The sequence below is a fragment of the Micromonospora sp. KC213 genome (assembly GCF_004348325.1).
Taxonomy (GTDB): Bacteria; Actinomycetota; Actinomycetes; order Mycobacteriales; family Micromonosporaceae; genus Micromonospora.
Map to the genome: position 1 here is coordinate 1 of NZ_SMKF01000155.1, position 14394 is coordinate 14394.

15 protein-coding genes are annotated in these 14394 nt (G+C 72.9%); 9 read left to right on the top strand and 6 right to left on the bottom strand.

Features of this window, described 5'->3' with window-relative positions; all coding sequences use genetic code 11:
• The 3 genes from E1166_RS24230 to nudC form a co-directional block, all read left to right on the top strand.
• Positions 1-625, top strand: a 625-nt coding sequence (locus tag E1166_RS24230) for an insulinase family protein (RefSeq protein WP_132342279.1), incomplete at its 5' end; no start/stop codon positions are given.
• Positions 626-798: 173 nt separating this feature from the next.
• Entirely contained in the window at positions 799-2136 is a 1338-nt protein-coding gene (locus E1166_RS24235) for a pitrilysin family protein (protein ID WP_132342280.1), read from the top strand.
• Between the two features lie 50 nt (positions 2137-2186).
• Entirely contained in the window at positions 2187-3131 is a 945-nt protein-coding gene (nudC, locus tag E1166_RS24240; protein WP_132342291.1) for an NAD(+) diphosphatase, read from the top strand.
• A gap of 171 nt (positions 3132-3302) precedes the next feature.
• Here nudC and E1166_RS24245 read toward each other — a convergent pair whose 3' ends face one another.
• On the bottom strand, positions 3303-3530 hold the full coding sequence (locus E1166_RS24245; RefSeq protein ID WP_132342281.1) for a DUF397 domain-containing protein: 228 nt from the start codon (positions 3528-3530) through the stop codon (positions 3303-3305).
• 74 nt (positions 3531-3604) lie between these two features.
• A complete protein-coding gene (locus tag E1166_RS24250; RefSeq protein ID WP_132342282.1) occupies positions 3605-4579 on the bottom strand; it encodes a helix-turn-helix transcriptional regulator in 975 nt (324 codons plus the stop codon).
• Between the two features lie 228 nt (positions 4580-4807).
• On the opposite strand from E1166_RS24250, the gene E1166_RS24255 reads away from it, so the two are divergent.
• On the top strand, positions 4808-6106 hold the full coding sequence (locus tag E1166_RS24255) for an MFS transporter (protein ID WP_243710494.1): 1299 nt from the start codon (positions 4808-4810) through the stop codon (positions 6104-6106).
• Between the two features lie 60 nt (positions 6107-6166).
• Here E1166_RS24255 and E1166_RS24260 read toward each other — a convergent pair whose 3' ends face one another.
• The gene (locus E1166_RS24260; RefSeq protein ID WP_132268989.1) at positions 6167-6409 is read right to left on the bottom strand and encodes a mycoredoxin; all 243 of its coding nucleotides are present in this window, start codon (positions 6407-6409) and stop codon (positions 6167-6169) included.
• A 90-nt stretch (positions 6410-6499) separates the two neighbouring features.
• Here E1166_RS24260 and E1166_RS24265 point away from each other — a divergent pair, with 90 nt between their 5' ends.
• The 3 genes from E1166_RS24265 to E1166_RS24275 all read left to right on the top strand — a co-directional run bounded on the left by E1166_RS24265 (position 6500) and on the right by E1166_RS24275 (position 9542).
• Positions 6500-8668, top strand: a complete 2169-nt coding sequence (locus E1166_RS24265; RefSeq protein ID WP_132342284.1) for an ATP-dependent DNA helicase UvrD2 — start codon at positions 6500-6502, stop codon at positions 8666-8668.
• A 124-nt stretch (positions 8669-8792) separates the two neighbouring features.
• A complete protein-coding gene (locus tag E1166_RS24270; RefSeq protein ID WP_132342285.1) occupies positions 8793-9047 on the top strand; it encodes a hypothetical protein in 255 nt (84 codons plus the stop codon).
• 129 nt (positions 9048-9176) lie between these two features.
• Positions 9177-9542, top strand: a complete 366-nt coding sequence (locus E1166_RS24275) for a WhiB family transcriptional regulator (RefSeq protein WP_132268981.1) — start codon at positions 9177-9179, stop codon at positions 9540-9542.
• A gap of 298 nt (positions 9543-9840) precedes the next feature.
• On the opposite strand, the gene E1166_RS24285 is transcribed toward E1166_RS24275, so the two are convergent.
• The 3 genes from E1166_RS24285 to E1166_RS24295 all read right to left on the bottom strand — a co-directional run bounded on the left by E1166_RS24285 (position 9841) and on the right by E1166_RS24295 (position 12742).
• Entirely contained in the window at positions 9841-11172 is a 1332-nt protein-coding gene (locus E1166_RS24285) for an AarF/ABC1/UbiB kinase family protein (RefSeq protein WP_132342286.1), read from the bottom strand.
• 68 nt (positions 11173-11240) lie between these two features.
• Positions 11241-12299, bottom strand: a complete 1059-nt coding sequence (locus tag E1166_RS24290) for a ThiF family adenylyltransferase (protein ID WP_132342287.1) — start codon at positions 12297-12299, stop codon at positions 11241-11243.
• 275 nt (positions 12300-12574) lie between these two features.
• Positions 12575-12742 carry a DUF5679 domain-containing protein gene (locus E1166_RS24295; RefSeq protein WP_199714804.1) on the bottom strand — a complete coding sequence of 56 codons (168 nt, stop codon included), beginning with the start codon at positions 12740-12742 and terminating at the stop codon, positions 12575-12577.
• A gap of 505 nt (positions 12743-13247) precedes the next feature.
• On the opposite strand from E1166_RS24295, the gene E1166_RS24300 reads away from it, so the two are divergent.
• Both E1166_RS24300 and E1166_RS24305 read left to right on the top strand, forming a co-directional pair.
• Positions 13248-13778 (top strand): M48 family metallopeptidase, encoded by a 531-nt coding sequence (locus E1166_RS24300; protein WP_132342289.1) that lies wholly within the window; start codon positions 13248-13250, stop codon positions 13776-13778.
• Positions 13779-13787: 9 nt separating this feature from the next.
• Entirely contained in the window at positions 13788-14387 is a 600-nt protein-coding gene (locus E1166_RS24305) for a hypothetical protein (protein WP_132342290.1), read from the top strand.
• Positions 14388-14394 lie beyond the last annotated feature (7 nt).

Sequence of the window (14394 nt, forward strand, 5' to 3'; positions counted from 1 at the left end):
GGCCCGACCCGACTTCACCGAACCGGACCTGACCGTCGAGCGGCGGCACGCCTACACCGACGCGCTGGCCCCGCTGCCGGCGGTGGCGGGAGCGTGGCGGGTGCCCGACCCGATCGACGACTTCGCCGGCTACCTGCCGTACGTGGTGCTGGCCGAGGTGCTCACCGACGGCGACGCGTCCCGGCTGGTCGAGCGGTTGGTCCAGCGGGACCGTACGGTCACCGGCCTCGGTGGCTACCTGGGCTTCATGGGTGACCCCTTCGACGTACGCGACCCCACCGCGCTGCTGCTCCAGGCGCACCTGCCGCCGGGTGGCGACGTGGACAAGGTGCTGGGCGCCATCGACGAGGAACTGGACCGGCTGGCCACCGACGGGCTGACCGACGACGAGTTGGCCCGCACCCAGGCCCGGATGGCCACCCACCTGTTGCGCGACACCGACGCGGTGCTCGGCCGCGCACTGCGGATGGCGGTGCTGGAGCAACAGCGGGGCGAGCCGGGCCTGCTCAACGAACTACCCCGGCTGGTCGGTGAGGTCACCGAGGAGCAGGTACGCGCCGCCGCTGCCACCCTGCGACCGGAGCGCCGCGCCGCAGTCGAGGTCATCCCCGGAGGTGCCAGATGAGCGCGAGGAGTGAGCCGGGTTTGCGAGCCCCGCAGTCGCGAACGGAGAATGCCCGGTGAGCGCGAGGAGTGAGCCGGGTTTGCGAGCCCCGCAGTCGCGAACGGAGAATGCCCGGTGAGCGCGAGGAGTGAGCCGGGTTTGCGAGCCCCGCAGTCGCGAACGGAGAATGCCCGGTGACGGCGATCCTTCCCGCCGAGGCCCGCGCGCTGCCGCCGCTCGGGCCGACCCGCAAGCTGAAGCTGCCGAAGCAGGCCGAGCGGACGCTGTCCAACGGGCTCACCGTGATCGCGGTGCGCCGTCCCGCCGTCCCGCTGGTCGAGGTGCGGCTCTGGATGCCGTTCGGGCGGGCCCACCTGGCCCGGGGAGCGCTGCTCTCGCAGTCGCTGCTCTCCGGCACCGCGACCCACACCGCCACCGAGATTGCCGCCGAACTGCAGAAGGTCGGCGGCGGGCTCTCCGCCGGGATCGACCCGGACCGGCTGATGCTCTCCGGGGCCAGCCTGGTCACCGGCCTGGGCCGGATGCTGGAGATCCTCGCCGACGTGCTGACCGGGGCCACCTATCCGGCCGAGTGGGTCGACACCGAGCGGGACCGGCTGGTCGACCGGATCCAGGTGGCCCAGAGCCAGCCGTCCCACCTGGCCCGGACGGCCCTGCTGAAGCGGATCTACGGCCGCCACCCGTACGCGGTGCAGACCCCCGAACCCGATCAGGTTCGGGCCGTCCGCCCACCGGCGCTGCGCCGGCTGCACGCCGAACGGGTTCACCCGGCGGGCGCGGTGCTGGTGCTGGTCGGCGACGTGCAGCCGGAGCGTGCGCTGGACGCCGCCGAGCTGGCCCTGGCCGGTTGGCGGGGCGACGGGCACCGGGTGGAGCTACCGCCCGCTCCGCCGCTGGAACCCGGCCCGCTGCTGCTGGTCGACCGGCCCGGTTCGGTGCAGTCGTCGCTGCGCATCGCGCTGCCGGCGGTGCCCCGGACCCATCCCGACCACGCCGCGCTGCAACTGGCGAACCTGCTCTTCGGCGGCTACTTCTCGTCCCGCTGGACGGAGAACATTCGCGAGGACAAGGGCTACACGTACGGACCGCACTCGGCCGTCGAGCACTCCGTCGCCGGCTCGGTGCTGGTGGCCTCCGCGGAGGTGGCCACCGAGGTGACCGGTCCCGCCCTGCTGGAGACCACGTACGAGCTGGGCCGGCTGGCCACGCTGGCCCCGAAGCCGGACGAGCTGGAGCAGGCCCGCCAGTACGCCCTGGGCACCCTTCAGCTGGGCATGTCGACCCAGGCCGGCCTCGCCTCGTTGACCAGCGCGTACGCCGGTAGCGGCCTGCGCCTGGACTTCCTCGCCGAGCACGCCGCCCGGCTGGTGAGGGCGACCGTGGACGACGTCGTCGAGGTCGCCGCCCGCTACCTGGCGCCGGCGAAGGCGGTCACCGTGGTGCTCGGCGACGCCGACCGGATCGAGGGGCAGCTGTCCGCCCTGACTCCGGTCCGACGGGAGCCGGCGTGAGCGGTCAGCCGTCTTCAGCCGATCTGACCGGCGAGTCGCCCCCACCCGGCGTGACGGGCCCGGCGGCTCCACCGCTGGCCCGCTCCACGCTGGACCGGGCGGCGCACCGGCGGACCGACCGGGAGTGGTTGGCGCAGGCGTGGCGGCGGGCCCGGGTGTTGGTGCTCGACGCGACCCGCGACGGGCGGGCGTTGGTGCGCGGCACCAACCCGCCCGTTTTGGTGTTGCGGGATGCGGTCGAGTTGGGCGCGATGGGGGACACCGCGCCGCTGTTCCTGGGTGTGGAGCCCGACGGCGTCCCGGTCTTCGCGGTGGACGCGCCGCTGTCGGAGCTGCCCGGCACCCGTGAGGTCAACCTGCGTGAGGTCGGCCACCTGCTGAGCGACCGCGACGCGGGGTTGTTCACCACCGCGCTGGCGCTGGTCAACTGGCATCGGGGGCACGGCTGGTCGCCACGGACCGGGCACCGCACGGAGGTCGACGAGGGCGGCTGGTCCCGGGTGGACGCGCAGGGCCACCGGGCCTGGCCCCGGACCGACCCGGCGATGATCGTGCTGGTGCACGACGGGGTGGACGGGCCGGACGGGCGTTGCCTGCTCGGCAACAACGCGGCCTGGCCGCGTACGCCAGGGAAGCGGCGCTACTCCTGCCTCGCCGGCTTTGTCGAGCCGGGGGAGTCGGCCGAGGCCGCCGTGCTGCGCGAGGTCCGCGAGGAGGTCGGGGTCGCGGTCGAGCGGATCGGGTACGCGGGCAGCCAGTCCTGGCCGTTCCCCGGCTCCCTGATGCTCGGTTTCCTGGCGGAGGCGGACCCGGGGGCGCCGGTACGGCTCGACCCGGCGGAGATCGCGTACGCCCGCTGGTTCACCCGACGGGAGATCGGCGCGGTGCTGGCGGGCCGGCCGGTGGACGTCGGCGGTGGTGACGACATGATCCTGCCGCCCCCCTCGTCGATCGCCTTTTTCCTCCTGGACCGCTGGCTCAACGGCCACTGCTGACGTCGCCGCCCCGACCGAGTCCCCTCCCCCTGACCGATCCCTTTCCGCCTCGCCCGGCCGCCGCGCCGCGTCGCGCAGCCGTGCGGCAGGTGGTGGTGTCACGGGCGGCGGGGGTCGGTGGAGGGCCCGGGCCGGGTTCGACCGGGCCGGGCCCTCGCCTCGTCAGCCGGATCAGGTCAGGTCGAACTGTCCGTTCTTCGCGCCGGTGATGAAGCCGAGCCATCCGGCCCGGGGGAACAGCAGCACCGGTCCACTGGGGTCCTTGCTGTCGCGCAACCCGACCGCCGCCGCGCTCAGCGGGGCCATCTCGACGCAGTTCGAGGTCTGGCTGCGGGTGCTCTTGCGCCACGGGGCGTCGGCCAGCTGCCGGGCGGAGAGCGTGTGGTGGATCTCGTTCATGGTTTTGCTCCTGCTCTGGAACTCCGATGGGGACGAGTGGCGTCCGCCCGATCCCGACGGAGGTTCGGCGTGGATCACCGCTCCGTCAGCCGCCCGGACGGCCGACGCTGGATCGGCGCCGCTGCCGCCCCGGGGGCTGCCGGGGATGGCGTCGCCGTCCCGGTGAGCCGTCCCGTCTCCTCGAAGAGCCACGAGACGGTGTCCGTTGCGGTGAGCGCCGCCGAGCACAGCCACTCAAAGACCACTTTATAGCGATTTACGGTATTTGCATCGTGTGACATGACGTCGATGAAGCCACCTTCGATCGCCAGCGTCTCCGGATCCTGCGGATCGGCGAAGCGGTAGAGCGAGAACGCGGTCGGCGGCAGATAGAACTGGCCGATCACTGTGGTGCGTTGCAGCAGGCGCAGCGTGACGTTGGGAAGCATCGCCAGCTCGCAGAGCTTGCCGAGCTGCTCGCGCCGTACCTCGACGGGGCCGGCCCGCTCGCCGAGCGCCGCCTCCTCCAGCACCGCCGTGTAGCGGGGGCCGTCCGCCCGGTCCAGCAACGACTGTCGAGCCAGCCGGGCGCGGACCTCGGTTTCCGGATCCTCGCCGGCCCGCGGGTCGCTGTCCGTCTCGGTGGCCCGGTCCGCCGAGACTATCCGCAGCCGGGCGTAGCCGGCGGTCTGCAGCAGCCCGGGCACCAGGACCGGGTTGTACTCACGGATCTCCGCGCAGCCGGCCTCGATCTCCGCCCAGCCGAGCTGCTGCTGCGTCATCACCGGGTACGACTTGCGCCAGCCGCGCACGTCGCCGGCCTCCCGGGCGATGGCGAGCAGGTCCGCCCGCTGTGCCGCGTCCGCGCCGTAGAGCTCCAGCAGCACGGCCACGTCGTCCGGGTCGGGTCGGCTGCGCCCGTTCTCCAGCCGGGACAGCTTGGACGCCGACGCCCAGCCGATTCGTTCGATCACCTGGTCGCCGGTGAGCCCCGCCGCCTCGCGCAGGCGGCGCAGATCGGTGCCGAGCCTGCGCCGACGCAGGATCGGGCTCGGTACGGCAGGAGGCACGGGTGTCCTCGATTCCGTCGACCGCCGCCGACGCGACGGTAACTGTATGAGATTCGCCCCCCACGGTCAGTATGGACGCGCGACCGGCGTCGGTGGTTCCCGGCGAGGGCGTGTCCTGAGACAAAAAAAGGACTGTGGTAACTGTCAGCGGCACGGACGACGATGACCGGGCCGGCCGCACCTCCTCCAGACCGCGCCCGCCGGCGCCACCCCCGCGGAGGGAATCCCATGCGCACCGTCCTGCGCCGCCCCGACTTCCGACTGCTCTTCGGCGCGTTGCTGGCCAGCATGGCCGCCGAGTCGATCCTGCTGCTCGCGCTCGCCATCTGGGTCAAGGACCTGACCGGCTCGGACGGTCTGGCCGGCGCGACCATCTTCGCGATCATCGCGCCGATGACGCTGGCGCCGCTGGTGGGCTGGCTGGTCGACCGGTACCGCCGGCGGCCGTTCTTCGTGGCCGCGAACCTCGGCACGGCGGTGCTACTCACACCGCTCTTCGCCGTCCGGGACGGTGCCGATGTCTGGATCATCTACGTGGTGGCCGCCCTGTATGGCCTGTCGTACCTGACGCTCACCGCCACCCTCAGCGGCCTGATCCGGCAGCTCGTTCCCCACGAGCTGCTCGCCGAGGCGAACGGGGCGTTGCAGACCGTCCGGCAGGGGCTGCGTCTCGGCGGTCCGCTCGCCGGTGCGGTCCTCTACGCGGCGGTCGGCGGCTGGCTGCTCACCACCCTGGCCATGGTCGGGTTCGTCACCGCCGCCGCCGTGGTCGGGCTGCTCCGGACCGCCGAGGTCGCACCGGCACCGGTCACCCTGCGCTGGTCGGCCGAGCTGGGCGCCGGGCTACGCCACCTGGCCGGTGAGCCGGCGCTGCGCCGGGCGCTGCTCGGCTACGGGGTGGGCTCGCTGGTGATGGGCTTCAGCGAATCACTGATCTTCGCGTACGTCGACCAGGGCCTCGGCCGGGACGCCGCGTTCGTGGGGGTGCTGGTCACCGTGCAGGGCATCGGTGGGCTGGTCGGTGGTCTGCTCTCCCCGGCAGTGGTGCGGCGGGTCGGCGAGGTCGGCGCGCTCGCCGCGGGGGTGACCTGCTTCGGTCCGGCCGCGCTGGCGTTGGCCTGGCCGGACCTGCGGCTGGGCGTGCTCGCGCTGCTGCTGGCCGGGGTGTCGCTGCCGCTGACCATGGTGGGGCTGACCACGCTGGTCCAGCGGCGTACCCCGCCGGGGCTGTTGGGTCGGGTGACCGCGGCGTCGGAGGCGCTGGTCAGCGGGCCGCAGGCGTTCTCCATCGGATTCGGTGCGGTGCTCGTCGGCGCGTTCGACTACCGACTGCTCTTCGTGCTCGTCGGGGTGATCACCACCGCGGCCGGCGTGTGGCTGTGGTGCGGCCGTCGCCTCTCCCCACCCGTCGGGCGACGCCGCACCCCGCCGCACCCGCTCCCACCGGTCCCGTCTCCCCGCCGGTCGCCGGAGTCGCTCGCCGCGCACGAGGTGGTCGCCACCACCCGCCGGGACGGATGGTCCTGACCCGACCACCGACGCGCCCGGGGGCCGGCGCGGTGTGCGCCGACCTCCGGCGGCGGGCCCTCAGCCGGCGATGCTGGCCAGGTGCTGCTTGACCTGGGTGATCGAGGGGTTGGTCAGGGCGCTGCCGTCGGTGAACCGCAGCGTCGGAACGGTCTGGTTGCCCCCGTTGACGCTCATCACGAACTGGGCCGCCTGCGGGTCCTGCTCGATGTCGACCACCTCGTACGCGATGCCCTCCCGGTCGAGCTGCGACTTCAGTCGGTGGCAGTAGCCGCACCACGGGGTGGAATACATCGTCAGCATGGTCAGGTCCTCCAAGACTCGCTCGGCCCGGCGCCGGTCAGGCCAGGCTAACCGCTGCAACACCAGCGCGAGCTGAGATGATTCCTTGTTGTGGTGGTTCACTCAGCGGCCGAACTGGTGCTCGCCGGACTGGATCCGGAGCAGCGGTCGGCGGTGACCGCCCCGGCCGGCCCGGTCTGCATCCTGGCCGGCGCGGGCACCGGCAAGACCCGCGCGGTGACCTCCCGGATCGCCCACCGTGCCCTGTCCGGCGAGATCTCGCCCCGGCACGTCCTCGCGGTCACCTTCACCGCCCGTGCCGCCGCCGAGATGCGAGCCCGTCTCACCGTGCTCGGGGTGGGAGGTGTGCAGGCACGCACCTTCCATGCGGCCGCGCTACGCCAGGTCCGCTACTTCGCGCCCCGGCTGCTCGACGGCCGCGCCCTGCCGGAGCTGCTCGACAGCAAGGTGCGGGTGGTCACCCTGGCCGCCGCCAAGGCCGGCCTGCGCGCCGACCGGGCCGCCGCCCGCGACCTGGCCGGTGAGATCGAGTGGGCCAAGTCGTCACTGGTCGAACCGGGCGAGTACGTGGTGGCCGCGGCCAAGGCGCAGCGCGACACCCCGTACGAGCCGGCGAAGGTGGCCGACGTGTTCACCGCGTACGAGCGGCTCAAGCGCGCCAACGGGGTGATCGACTTCGAGGACCTGCTGCGCGCGGCGGTGTGGGGGATCGAGGAGCACCGCGACGTGGCCGAGCAGGTGCGCGGCCAGTACCGGCACTTCGTGGTCGACGAGTACCAGGACGTGAACCCCCTCCAGCAGCGGTTGCTGGAGGCGTGGCTCGGCGGTCGGGACGACCTCACCGTGGTCGGCGACGCCAGCCAGACCATCTACTCGTTCACCGGGGCCACCTCGTCGTACCTGGTGGACTTCCCGCGCCGCTACCGTGACGCCACGGTGGTGCGCCTGGTCCGCGACTACCGCTCCACCCCGCAGGTGGTGGGGCTGGCCAACGCGGTGATCGGCCAGGCCCGGGGTGCCGAGGCCCGGCTGCGCCTGGAGTTGCACGGGCAGCGCCCGCCGGGCCCCGAACCGGAGCTGCGCATCTTCACCGACGAGCCGGCCGAGGCCAACGCCGTCGCGGCCCGCTGCCGGACGCTGGTCGATTCCGGCACCCCGGCGAAGGAGATCGCCGTGCTGTTCCGAACCAACGCGCAGTCCGAGGCGTACGAGAAGGCGCTGACCGAGGCCGGGGTGCCCTACGTGGTGCAGGGCGCGGAACGCTTCTTCGAGCGGGCCGAGGTACGTCAGGCGATGGTGGCGCTGCGGGCCGCCACCCGCTCGATCCCCGGGCAGACCCCGCTGCCCGCCGCCGTGGTGGAGGCGCTCGCCGCGGTCGGCTGGGCGCCCGGCGCCGCCCCGCCCGGCGGGGCCGCGCGGGAACGCTGGGAGGCGCTGGCCGCGCTGGTCCAGCTCGCCGAGGAGTACGCGGCCACGCCCCCGGTGCTGCCGATCGGCGAGGCCGCCGCGGTGGAGCGTCCGGTGACGCTGTCGGACTTCACCGAGGAGTTGGCCCGGCGGGCCGCCCAGCAGCACGTGCCCACGGTGGACGGGGTGACGCTGGCGTCCCTGCACTCGGCCAAGGGTCTGGAGTGGGACGCGGTCTTTCTGGTCGGGCTCTCCGAGGGCACCCTGCCCACCACGTACGCCCGCACCCCGGAGCAGGTGGAGGAGGAGCGCCGGCTGCTCTATGTGGGGATCACCCGGGCCCGCCAGTGGCTCTGGTTGTCGTACGCCTCGGCGCGTTCGCCGGGTGGGCGGGCGCGGCGGCCGTGCCGGTTCCTGCCGCAGCTGGACCGCTCCGGCGGCGGCGAGCGGGCCGGCGGGAGCGGGGTGGCCCGCCGGGCCGGTGTGGAGCGGCGGCGGGTCCAGGTGGCCTCCTGCCGTATCTGCGGCGCTACCCTGCTCGCCGGCCAGGACCGCAAGCTGGGGCGCTGCCCGACCTGTCCGTCCGATCTGGACGAGGAACTGTACGAGCGGCTGCGCGACTGGCGGGCCCGGGTGGCCGGGGCGCAGAAGGTCCCGGCGTACGTGGTCTTCACCGACGCGACCCTGACCGCGCTGGCCGAGCGGCGTCCGGGGCGGGTGGAGGAGCTGATCGCGATCGCCGGGATCGGTCCCCGCAAGCTGGGCCTGTATGGCGAGGCGGTGCTGGCGCTCGTGGGGGGCGCCACGGTCGATGACATCGGCCCGCAGAAAACTTCAGAAAACTCGTCGTAAATTCGTTTGCCCTCGCCCCCGGGCGAGGAATAGCCTCAGGACACACCTTGGGAGCGGCACCATTCCGGCTGCTCACGGGGTGGAGTCCGATGTCGGCACGAGGAACGTGAGGGAGGTGGCACCCGTGGAGATCTTCACCTATGAGCGTCTGGCGGCGATGCCAGCTGTCCACGCTCCGCTGTCGGCTGTCCGGGTGGCCCTTGCCGCCACGCGACCGTCGGTTCCGCAGGTGCACCAGGTTTGGACTCAGGCCGAGCTGATCCAGACCGCGCCGGCCACCGGAATCGAGCGGACCAGTGGCTTCACGGGCATGGGTGTCGATGTCGCAAACAAGCGGCGCGATGTCCGCGGTGTTCCACCTCGAGGTAGACCGGTCTGAAACTCAGACCACCGGCTCACCTCGAGGCCGCGGAACCCGCATACCGGGATCCGCGGCCTCAGTTTTTTTGCCCCGCCGTACGTCGGAAAGCGATCCACGAGATCGAAGTGAGAGAGAGGTGACCGGGTGATGAGTCTGGCGTTGGCCCCGCTCGACGTGAGCGTCGAGGTGGAGGCGAACCTGCCCTGCCGGAAGTTCGACCCCGACCTGTGGTTCTCCGACCAGCCGGCCGAGCTGGAACTGGCCAAGTCGCTCTGCGGGGACTGCCCGCTGCGCGTCGAGTGCCTGGCCGGTGCGGTCGAGCGGGCCGAGCCCTGGGGCGTCTGGGGCGGCGAGATCTTCGAGCGTGGTGCGGTCGTCCCGCGCAAGCGGCCCCGGGGCCGCCCGCGCAAGGAGGACCTCGCCCGCGACGCCGCCCTCCGGGTCGAGGCCGAGGCGCGTCTGGTGGCCAGTGGTGTGGCCACCCAGCGCGACGCGGTCCGGCTAGCCGCCTGACAACTTCCCGATCCACACGTCCCCGCCGGTCGTCACCGGCATCGAGAAAGTGAAGACCATGCTGCTGCACCTGCCGAACGGAACCGAGATGCAACTACTCCACGAAGCGTTGTCCCGGGCTCGAATGCGCCGGCCTCAGGCCGGTCGTACCACCACGAGCACTGAGGCAACCCGTTCCGCCCGTACCGTCGCCATGAACAGCCGTACCCAGTCGGCGCGTGACCTGGGCGTACTCTAGATCCCTAGCAGAACGTGGGGGCGGTGACCGGATGGTCACCGCCCCCACGTGTGTCGTGGATCAGCTCACCGGGGCGAAGCCGGGCAGCCAGCGTTCCAGGATCCCCCGGTACGGCGCCTTGGCCTCCAACTGGCAGAGCACCCCGATCGACCCGAGGGTCACCCGGTGGATGAGCAGGTACGACGGCGGCAGGTTGAGCTGGCGGCTCAACTGGAAGGCCGGTGACTTCGGGCTGGCCAGCCGGGTCGCCTCCGAACGCAGCCAGGCCCGGGTGAAGCGGAACTCCTCCTCGGCCACCGGGGCCAGCATGGGCCGGAGGTAGTCCAGCAGGGCCTGCGCGTCGATCGGTTCGGTCTGGCTAACGAAGCCCTCCTCGCGGAGCCCGGCCACCACCGCGTCGGCCTCGCCGCGCAGGGCCAGCCCGGCGAGCCGGCCGATCGGCTCCGGGGTGCCCTCCGGCATCCGCGCCACCGCGCCGAAGTCGATCACACCCAGCCGGCCGTCGGGCAGCAACCGGAAGTTGCCCGGGTGCGGATCGGCGTGCAGCAGCCCGGCCCGGGCCGGCGCGGACAGGTGCAGGATGGCCATCAGCCGGCCGGCCTCGTCGCGCTGTTCCTCGGTCCCCTCGCGGATGATGTCGGCCAGCGGATTGCCCTCGATCCACTGCGTGACCAGCACCCGGGGGGAGGCGTGGAACACCTGCGGAATGAAGATCTCCGGGTCGTCGGCGTACGCGGCGGCGAAGGCACGCTGCGACTGCGCCTCCAGCTCGTAGTCGAGCTCCTCGGTGATCCGTTCCCGTAGCTCGGCCAGGAGCGGCTTGACGTCCAGCCCGGGCTGGATGGCGCGGAACATCCCGCCCAGCCGGGAGAGCTGCTTGAGGTCGGCCAGCAGCGCGTCGCCGGCGCCCGGATACTGGATCTTGACGGCGGCGGCCACCGCCTCGCCGGTTTCCGGGTCGCGCCACCACGCCCGGTGCACCTGCCCGATGCTCGCCGCGGCAGCCGGGCTGTCGTCGAAGGAGACGAACCGGTCCCGCCAGTCCGGCCCGAGCTGCTCGGCGAGCACCCGGTGCACGCTGGCCACGGGCAGCGGCGGTGCCGCCTCCTGAAGTTTGGTCAGCGCCTGCCGGTACGGTGCGGCGATCTCGTCCGGCAGGGCCGCCTCGAAGACCGACAGCGCCTGACCGAACTTCATCGCACCGCCCTTGAGCTGCCCGAGGACACTGAACAGCTGCTCGGCGGTGCGTTGCTGGATCTCGGCGGAGATGACGTCGGAGGCGATCCCGGTGACACGCTTACCCATGCCGAGGACGGTCCGCCCGGCGAAGCCGAGCGGCAGAGCGGCGAGCTTGGCGGTCCGGGAGACGGCCCGGCGCGGGATGTCGGTCACCCGGCCATTGTTACCGACTTCCGGGGCCGGCGGCTGCTCCCGGCCGGGCTGACCCTCGGCTTTCCCGGTCAGCGCCGTCGGCCGGAGCAGGTGCAGCGGGGGTGAGGTGACCAGACGCGGCGTCGGAGCCGGCCGGCCCCGCCCACCTCGACGGCGCAGCCGAGCGTCTCCGGGCTGCCGCCGTCGAGGTGGGCGAGGGCTTCGGCGACCGCGTACCCGACGGCGGCGAGCAGGGTCGCCGCCGTACAGCTCTGGTCGTCGGGATCGCCGGCGAGCTGGGCGGCCAGCGCCGGCCAGCTCGGGTCGCGGTCGACCCGGTGCAGGTCCAGGCAGTGCAGGCAGGGGCCGACGGGGGGCCGCACCAGCGGCCCGACCACCGGCGTCCCCTCCCGCAACCCGAGCAGCAGGTGAGGTTGGCGGCGGTGGGCGTACCCGGCGGCGAGCAGCGCCGCCGGCCGGTCCGCGTCGAGCTGGACCACCAGTTCGACGCGCACGCGGCCGGGTGAGCGGGTCAGTGTCCCGGGGCAGGCCCGGCCGATCATCGCGCGGAGCGCCTCGGCCCGTGGTTGCCCCACGTCGGCCGCCGTGAGCCCCGTGCCGACCAGGTCGCCGGGCTGCACCGGCCCGGCCAGGTCGGGTACCACGTGGCCCACCCCCGCCTGAGCCAGCGCGACGGCGACCGGCCCGCCGAGGCGTCCTCTGCCGGTCAGCACCACCCGGGCGGCCCGTCGCCGGCGCAGCACCTGGGCCGGAGTGCCGGGCAGGGCCGGCGCGGCCAACGCGAGCGCGGTGGCCTCCGCGGCGAGCCGGGCGCGGGCGGCCCCGGCGAGGTCACGGGGGAGCAGCGTGTGCGCGGGTACGACCAGACCGGCCGCCTGCAGCGCGTCGAGCAGTTCCCGGGCCTCGGTGGGACGGACCTGGGCACTGGTCGCCTCGGCCAGGATGACGCGTTCGCTGCGACTGCCGTCGAGCAGGTCGAGTAGTCGGGCGGCGCGCGGATTCGCCACCTCCAGCAGGACGGCCCGGCCGGGCCGTAGGCCGAGTTGCAGGGTGTGCCGGTCGCGCCAGAGCCGGGTCAGACCCGGCAGCAGCGTGGGGCGGGGGAGAGCGACGGAGGTTGACCTCATGACGACGAATCGTGATCGAGCCGAAGCTGTCCGTCGATCGTTGTCCACAGGTGCGCGGCCCTGCACGCAGCGTTGTCCACAGCATTCCGTGAGTTATCCACAACCAGGCGGTAACCGTGTCGCGCTTCGGACAGTACGGAAGCCGTGACCACGTCGGGGGTGGCGCGCGACACCGGCCCGCGAGCGGTCCGCTCGCGCGGTTCGTCGGCGGCGCTCTCGGACCGCGGACACCACGGGGGAGGGCGGCCGGCGGCCGCCCTCCCCCGTGTGGCCGGTCAGACCTTGGCCTTGCCCAGGATGCGGTTCACTGTTGTGCCGCACACCGGGCACTTGCCCTTGGCCATGTTCATCCCGGTCTTCGAAACCTCGACCCGCCCCTCGAAGTCCCGCTTCTCCTTGCACTTGACGCAGTAACCGTTGTAGCTCTGGGCCTGGTCGGCCACGGTAAGCCTCCTCGTCTCGTCCGCCGGGCGTACCGGCCCGACGGTTCCTCGGCGGCGGGCCACGCAGGGCGCCGGCACCGGGGTCGTTCTGCGCGGCCACCCACGTGACCGCTGGTTGGCGGACCCTACCCAGGTGCGGGTAGTTCCATGTCAGCTGTGCATCGACACTGTGAGGAAGTCGACGTCGAGAGTGTGCACGCCGGAATAGGTGGGATCGAGCAGTTTGCCGGGGACACGCCGGGTGAAACGGCCGAACTCCGTCGGGGCCGGCCTGCCTGCGGCGGGACGATCTTCTACGGTGGGACCGGAGGGCGTGCGGTCGCGCGCGGCCGTCACGAAGGGTGGTCGACCGGTTTCGTCAAGGTCATCGTCAACTTTTTTCGGGACTCTCCGCGACCAACCACCATTTTCTGGGCGCGTGTCGCCGTGTTGACTCTTGCGGACCCCTGGTCAGTACGCTTTAGCTTTCCTTCGTGACAGGAAACCACGGCTGCGCGGCCCACTGATGGCTGGGGTGCGGAAGCCGGTCGTCGAGGTACGGCGCAGCCAGCGCCGGCGACGCACGGTGTCCGCGTACCGCGACGGGGAACGCGTCGTCGTGCTCATCCCGGACCAGTTCTCCCGGGCCGAGGAGAGCGAGTGGGTCGACCGGATGCTGGCCCGGCTCGCCGCCCGGGAGGGACGCCCCGCCCGCTCCGACACCGAGCTGCTCGACCGGGCGTTGCGCCTGATCAACCTGTATCTCGCCGACCACGGTGCCGAGGCGTTGCCGGCCAGCGTCCGCTGGGTCACCAACCAGAACGGCCGCTGGGGTTCCTGCACCCCCGCCGACCGGACCATCCGCATCTCCCACCGGCTCCAGGAGATGCCCGACTGGGTCCTCGACTACGTGCTGCTGCACGAGCTGGCGCACCTCATCGTGCCCAACCACAACGCCCGTTTCTGGGAGCTGGTCAGCCGGTACGCCAAGACCGAGCGGGCCCGCGGCTACCTGGAGGGCGTCGCCGCCGCCTCCGCCGTTCCGCTGCCCGGCTAAGGTCGGGGCGTGCTCCGACGTGTGGTGGTGGCGTTACTGGTGCCGGTGGCGTGGGCGCCGCCGGGGGTCGACCCGGTGGGCTGGCGTACCGCGCTGGCGGAGGACGTGATGGACCTGCTCGCCACCCTGGCCGAGGTCGAGACGGCGGTGGCGGTCATGCCGGAGGACCGCCGGGTGGCCGAGGCGGTGGTCTGGCCGGGCACCGTGATCCACGAGGTGCCGGAGCCGACGGTCAACGCGGCCCTGGCGGCGCTGACCGGGTACGACCAGGCAGCCGTGGTCGCCGCCGACGCCCCCGACCTGCCCGGCCTGATCCTGGGCAAGTTGCTCCGGCCGCTGACCAGCCGACCCGTCGCCGTCGCCCCGGTCGACGGTGACCCTCCCGGCCTGCTCGGGGTGGCGGCGCGGCTGCCCGTACCCGCCTGGCTGCCGGCGCTGGATCTGGACACCGCCGTCCCGGCGGACCTGCGCCGGGCGGCACCCGCCCCGGGCGACGTCGCGGTCACCCCGGCCTGGCGACGCCTGCGCGGCCCGGTGGACCTGGCGGCCCTCGATCCGGCGGTAGAGGGCTGGGAGAACACCCGCACTCTCCTCACCACCCCCCACTGACCCGCCC

What these genes read in the sequence shown, in the direction of transcription:
- E1166_RS24245 (WP_132342281.1), bottom strand. Translation starts at nt 3,530, where the DNA reads ATGAACGAGATCCACCACACGCTCTCCGCCCGGCAGCTGGCCGACGCC.
- E1166_RS24255 (WP_243710494.1), top strand. Translation starts at nt 4,808, where the DNA reads ATGCGCACCGTCCTGCGCCGCCCCGACTTCCGACTGCTCTTCGGCGCG.
- E1166_RS24260 (WP_132268989.1), bottom strand. Translation starts at nt 6,409, where the DNA reads ATGCTGACGATGTATTCCACCCCGTGGTGCGGCTACTGCCACCGACTG.
- E1166_RS24275 (WP_132268981.1), top strand. Translation starts at nt 9,177, where the DNA reads ATGAGTCTGGCGTTGGCCCCGCTCGACGTGAGCGTCGAGGTGGAGGCG.
- E1166_RS24290 (WP_132342287.1), bottom strand. Translation starts at nt 12,299, where the DNA reads ATGAGGTCAACCTCCGTCGCTCTCCCCCGCCCCACGCTGCTGCCGGGT.
- E1166_RS24300 (WP_132342289.1), top strand. Translation starts at nt 13,248, where the DNA reads ATGGCTGGGGTGCGGAAGCCGGTCGTCGAGGTACGGCGCAGCCAGCGC.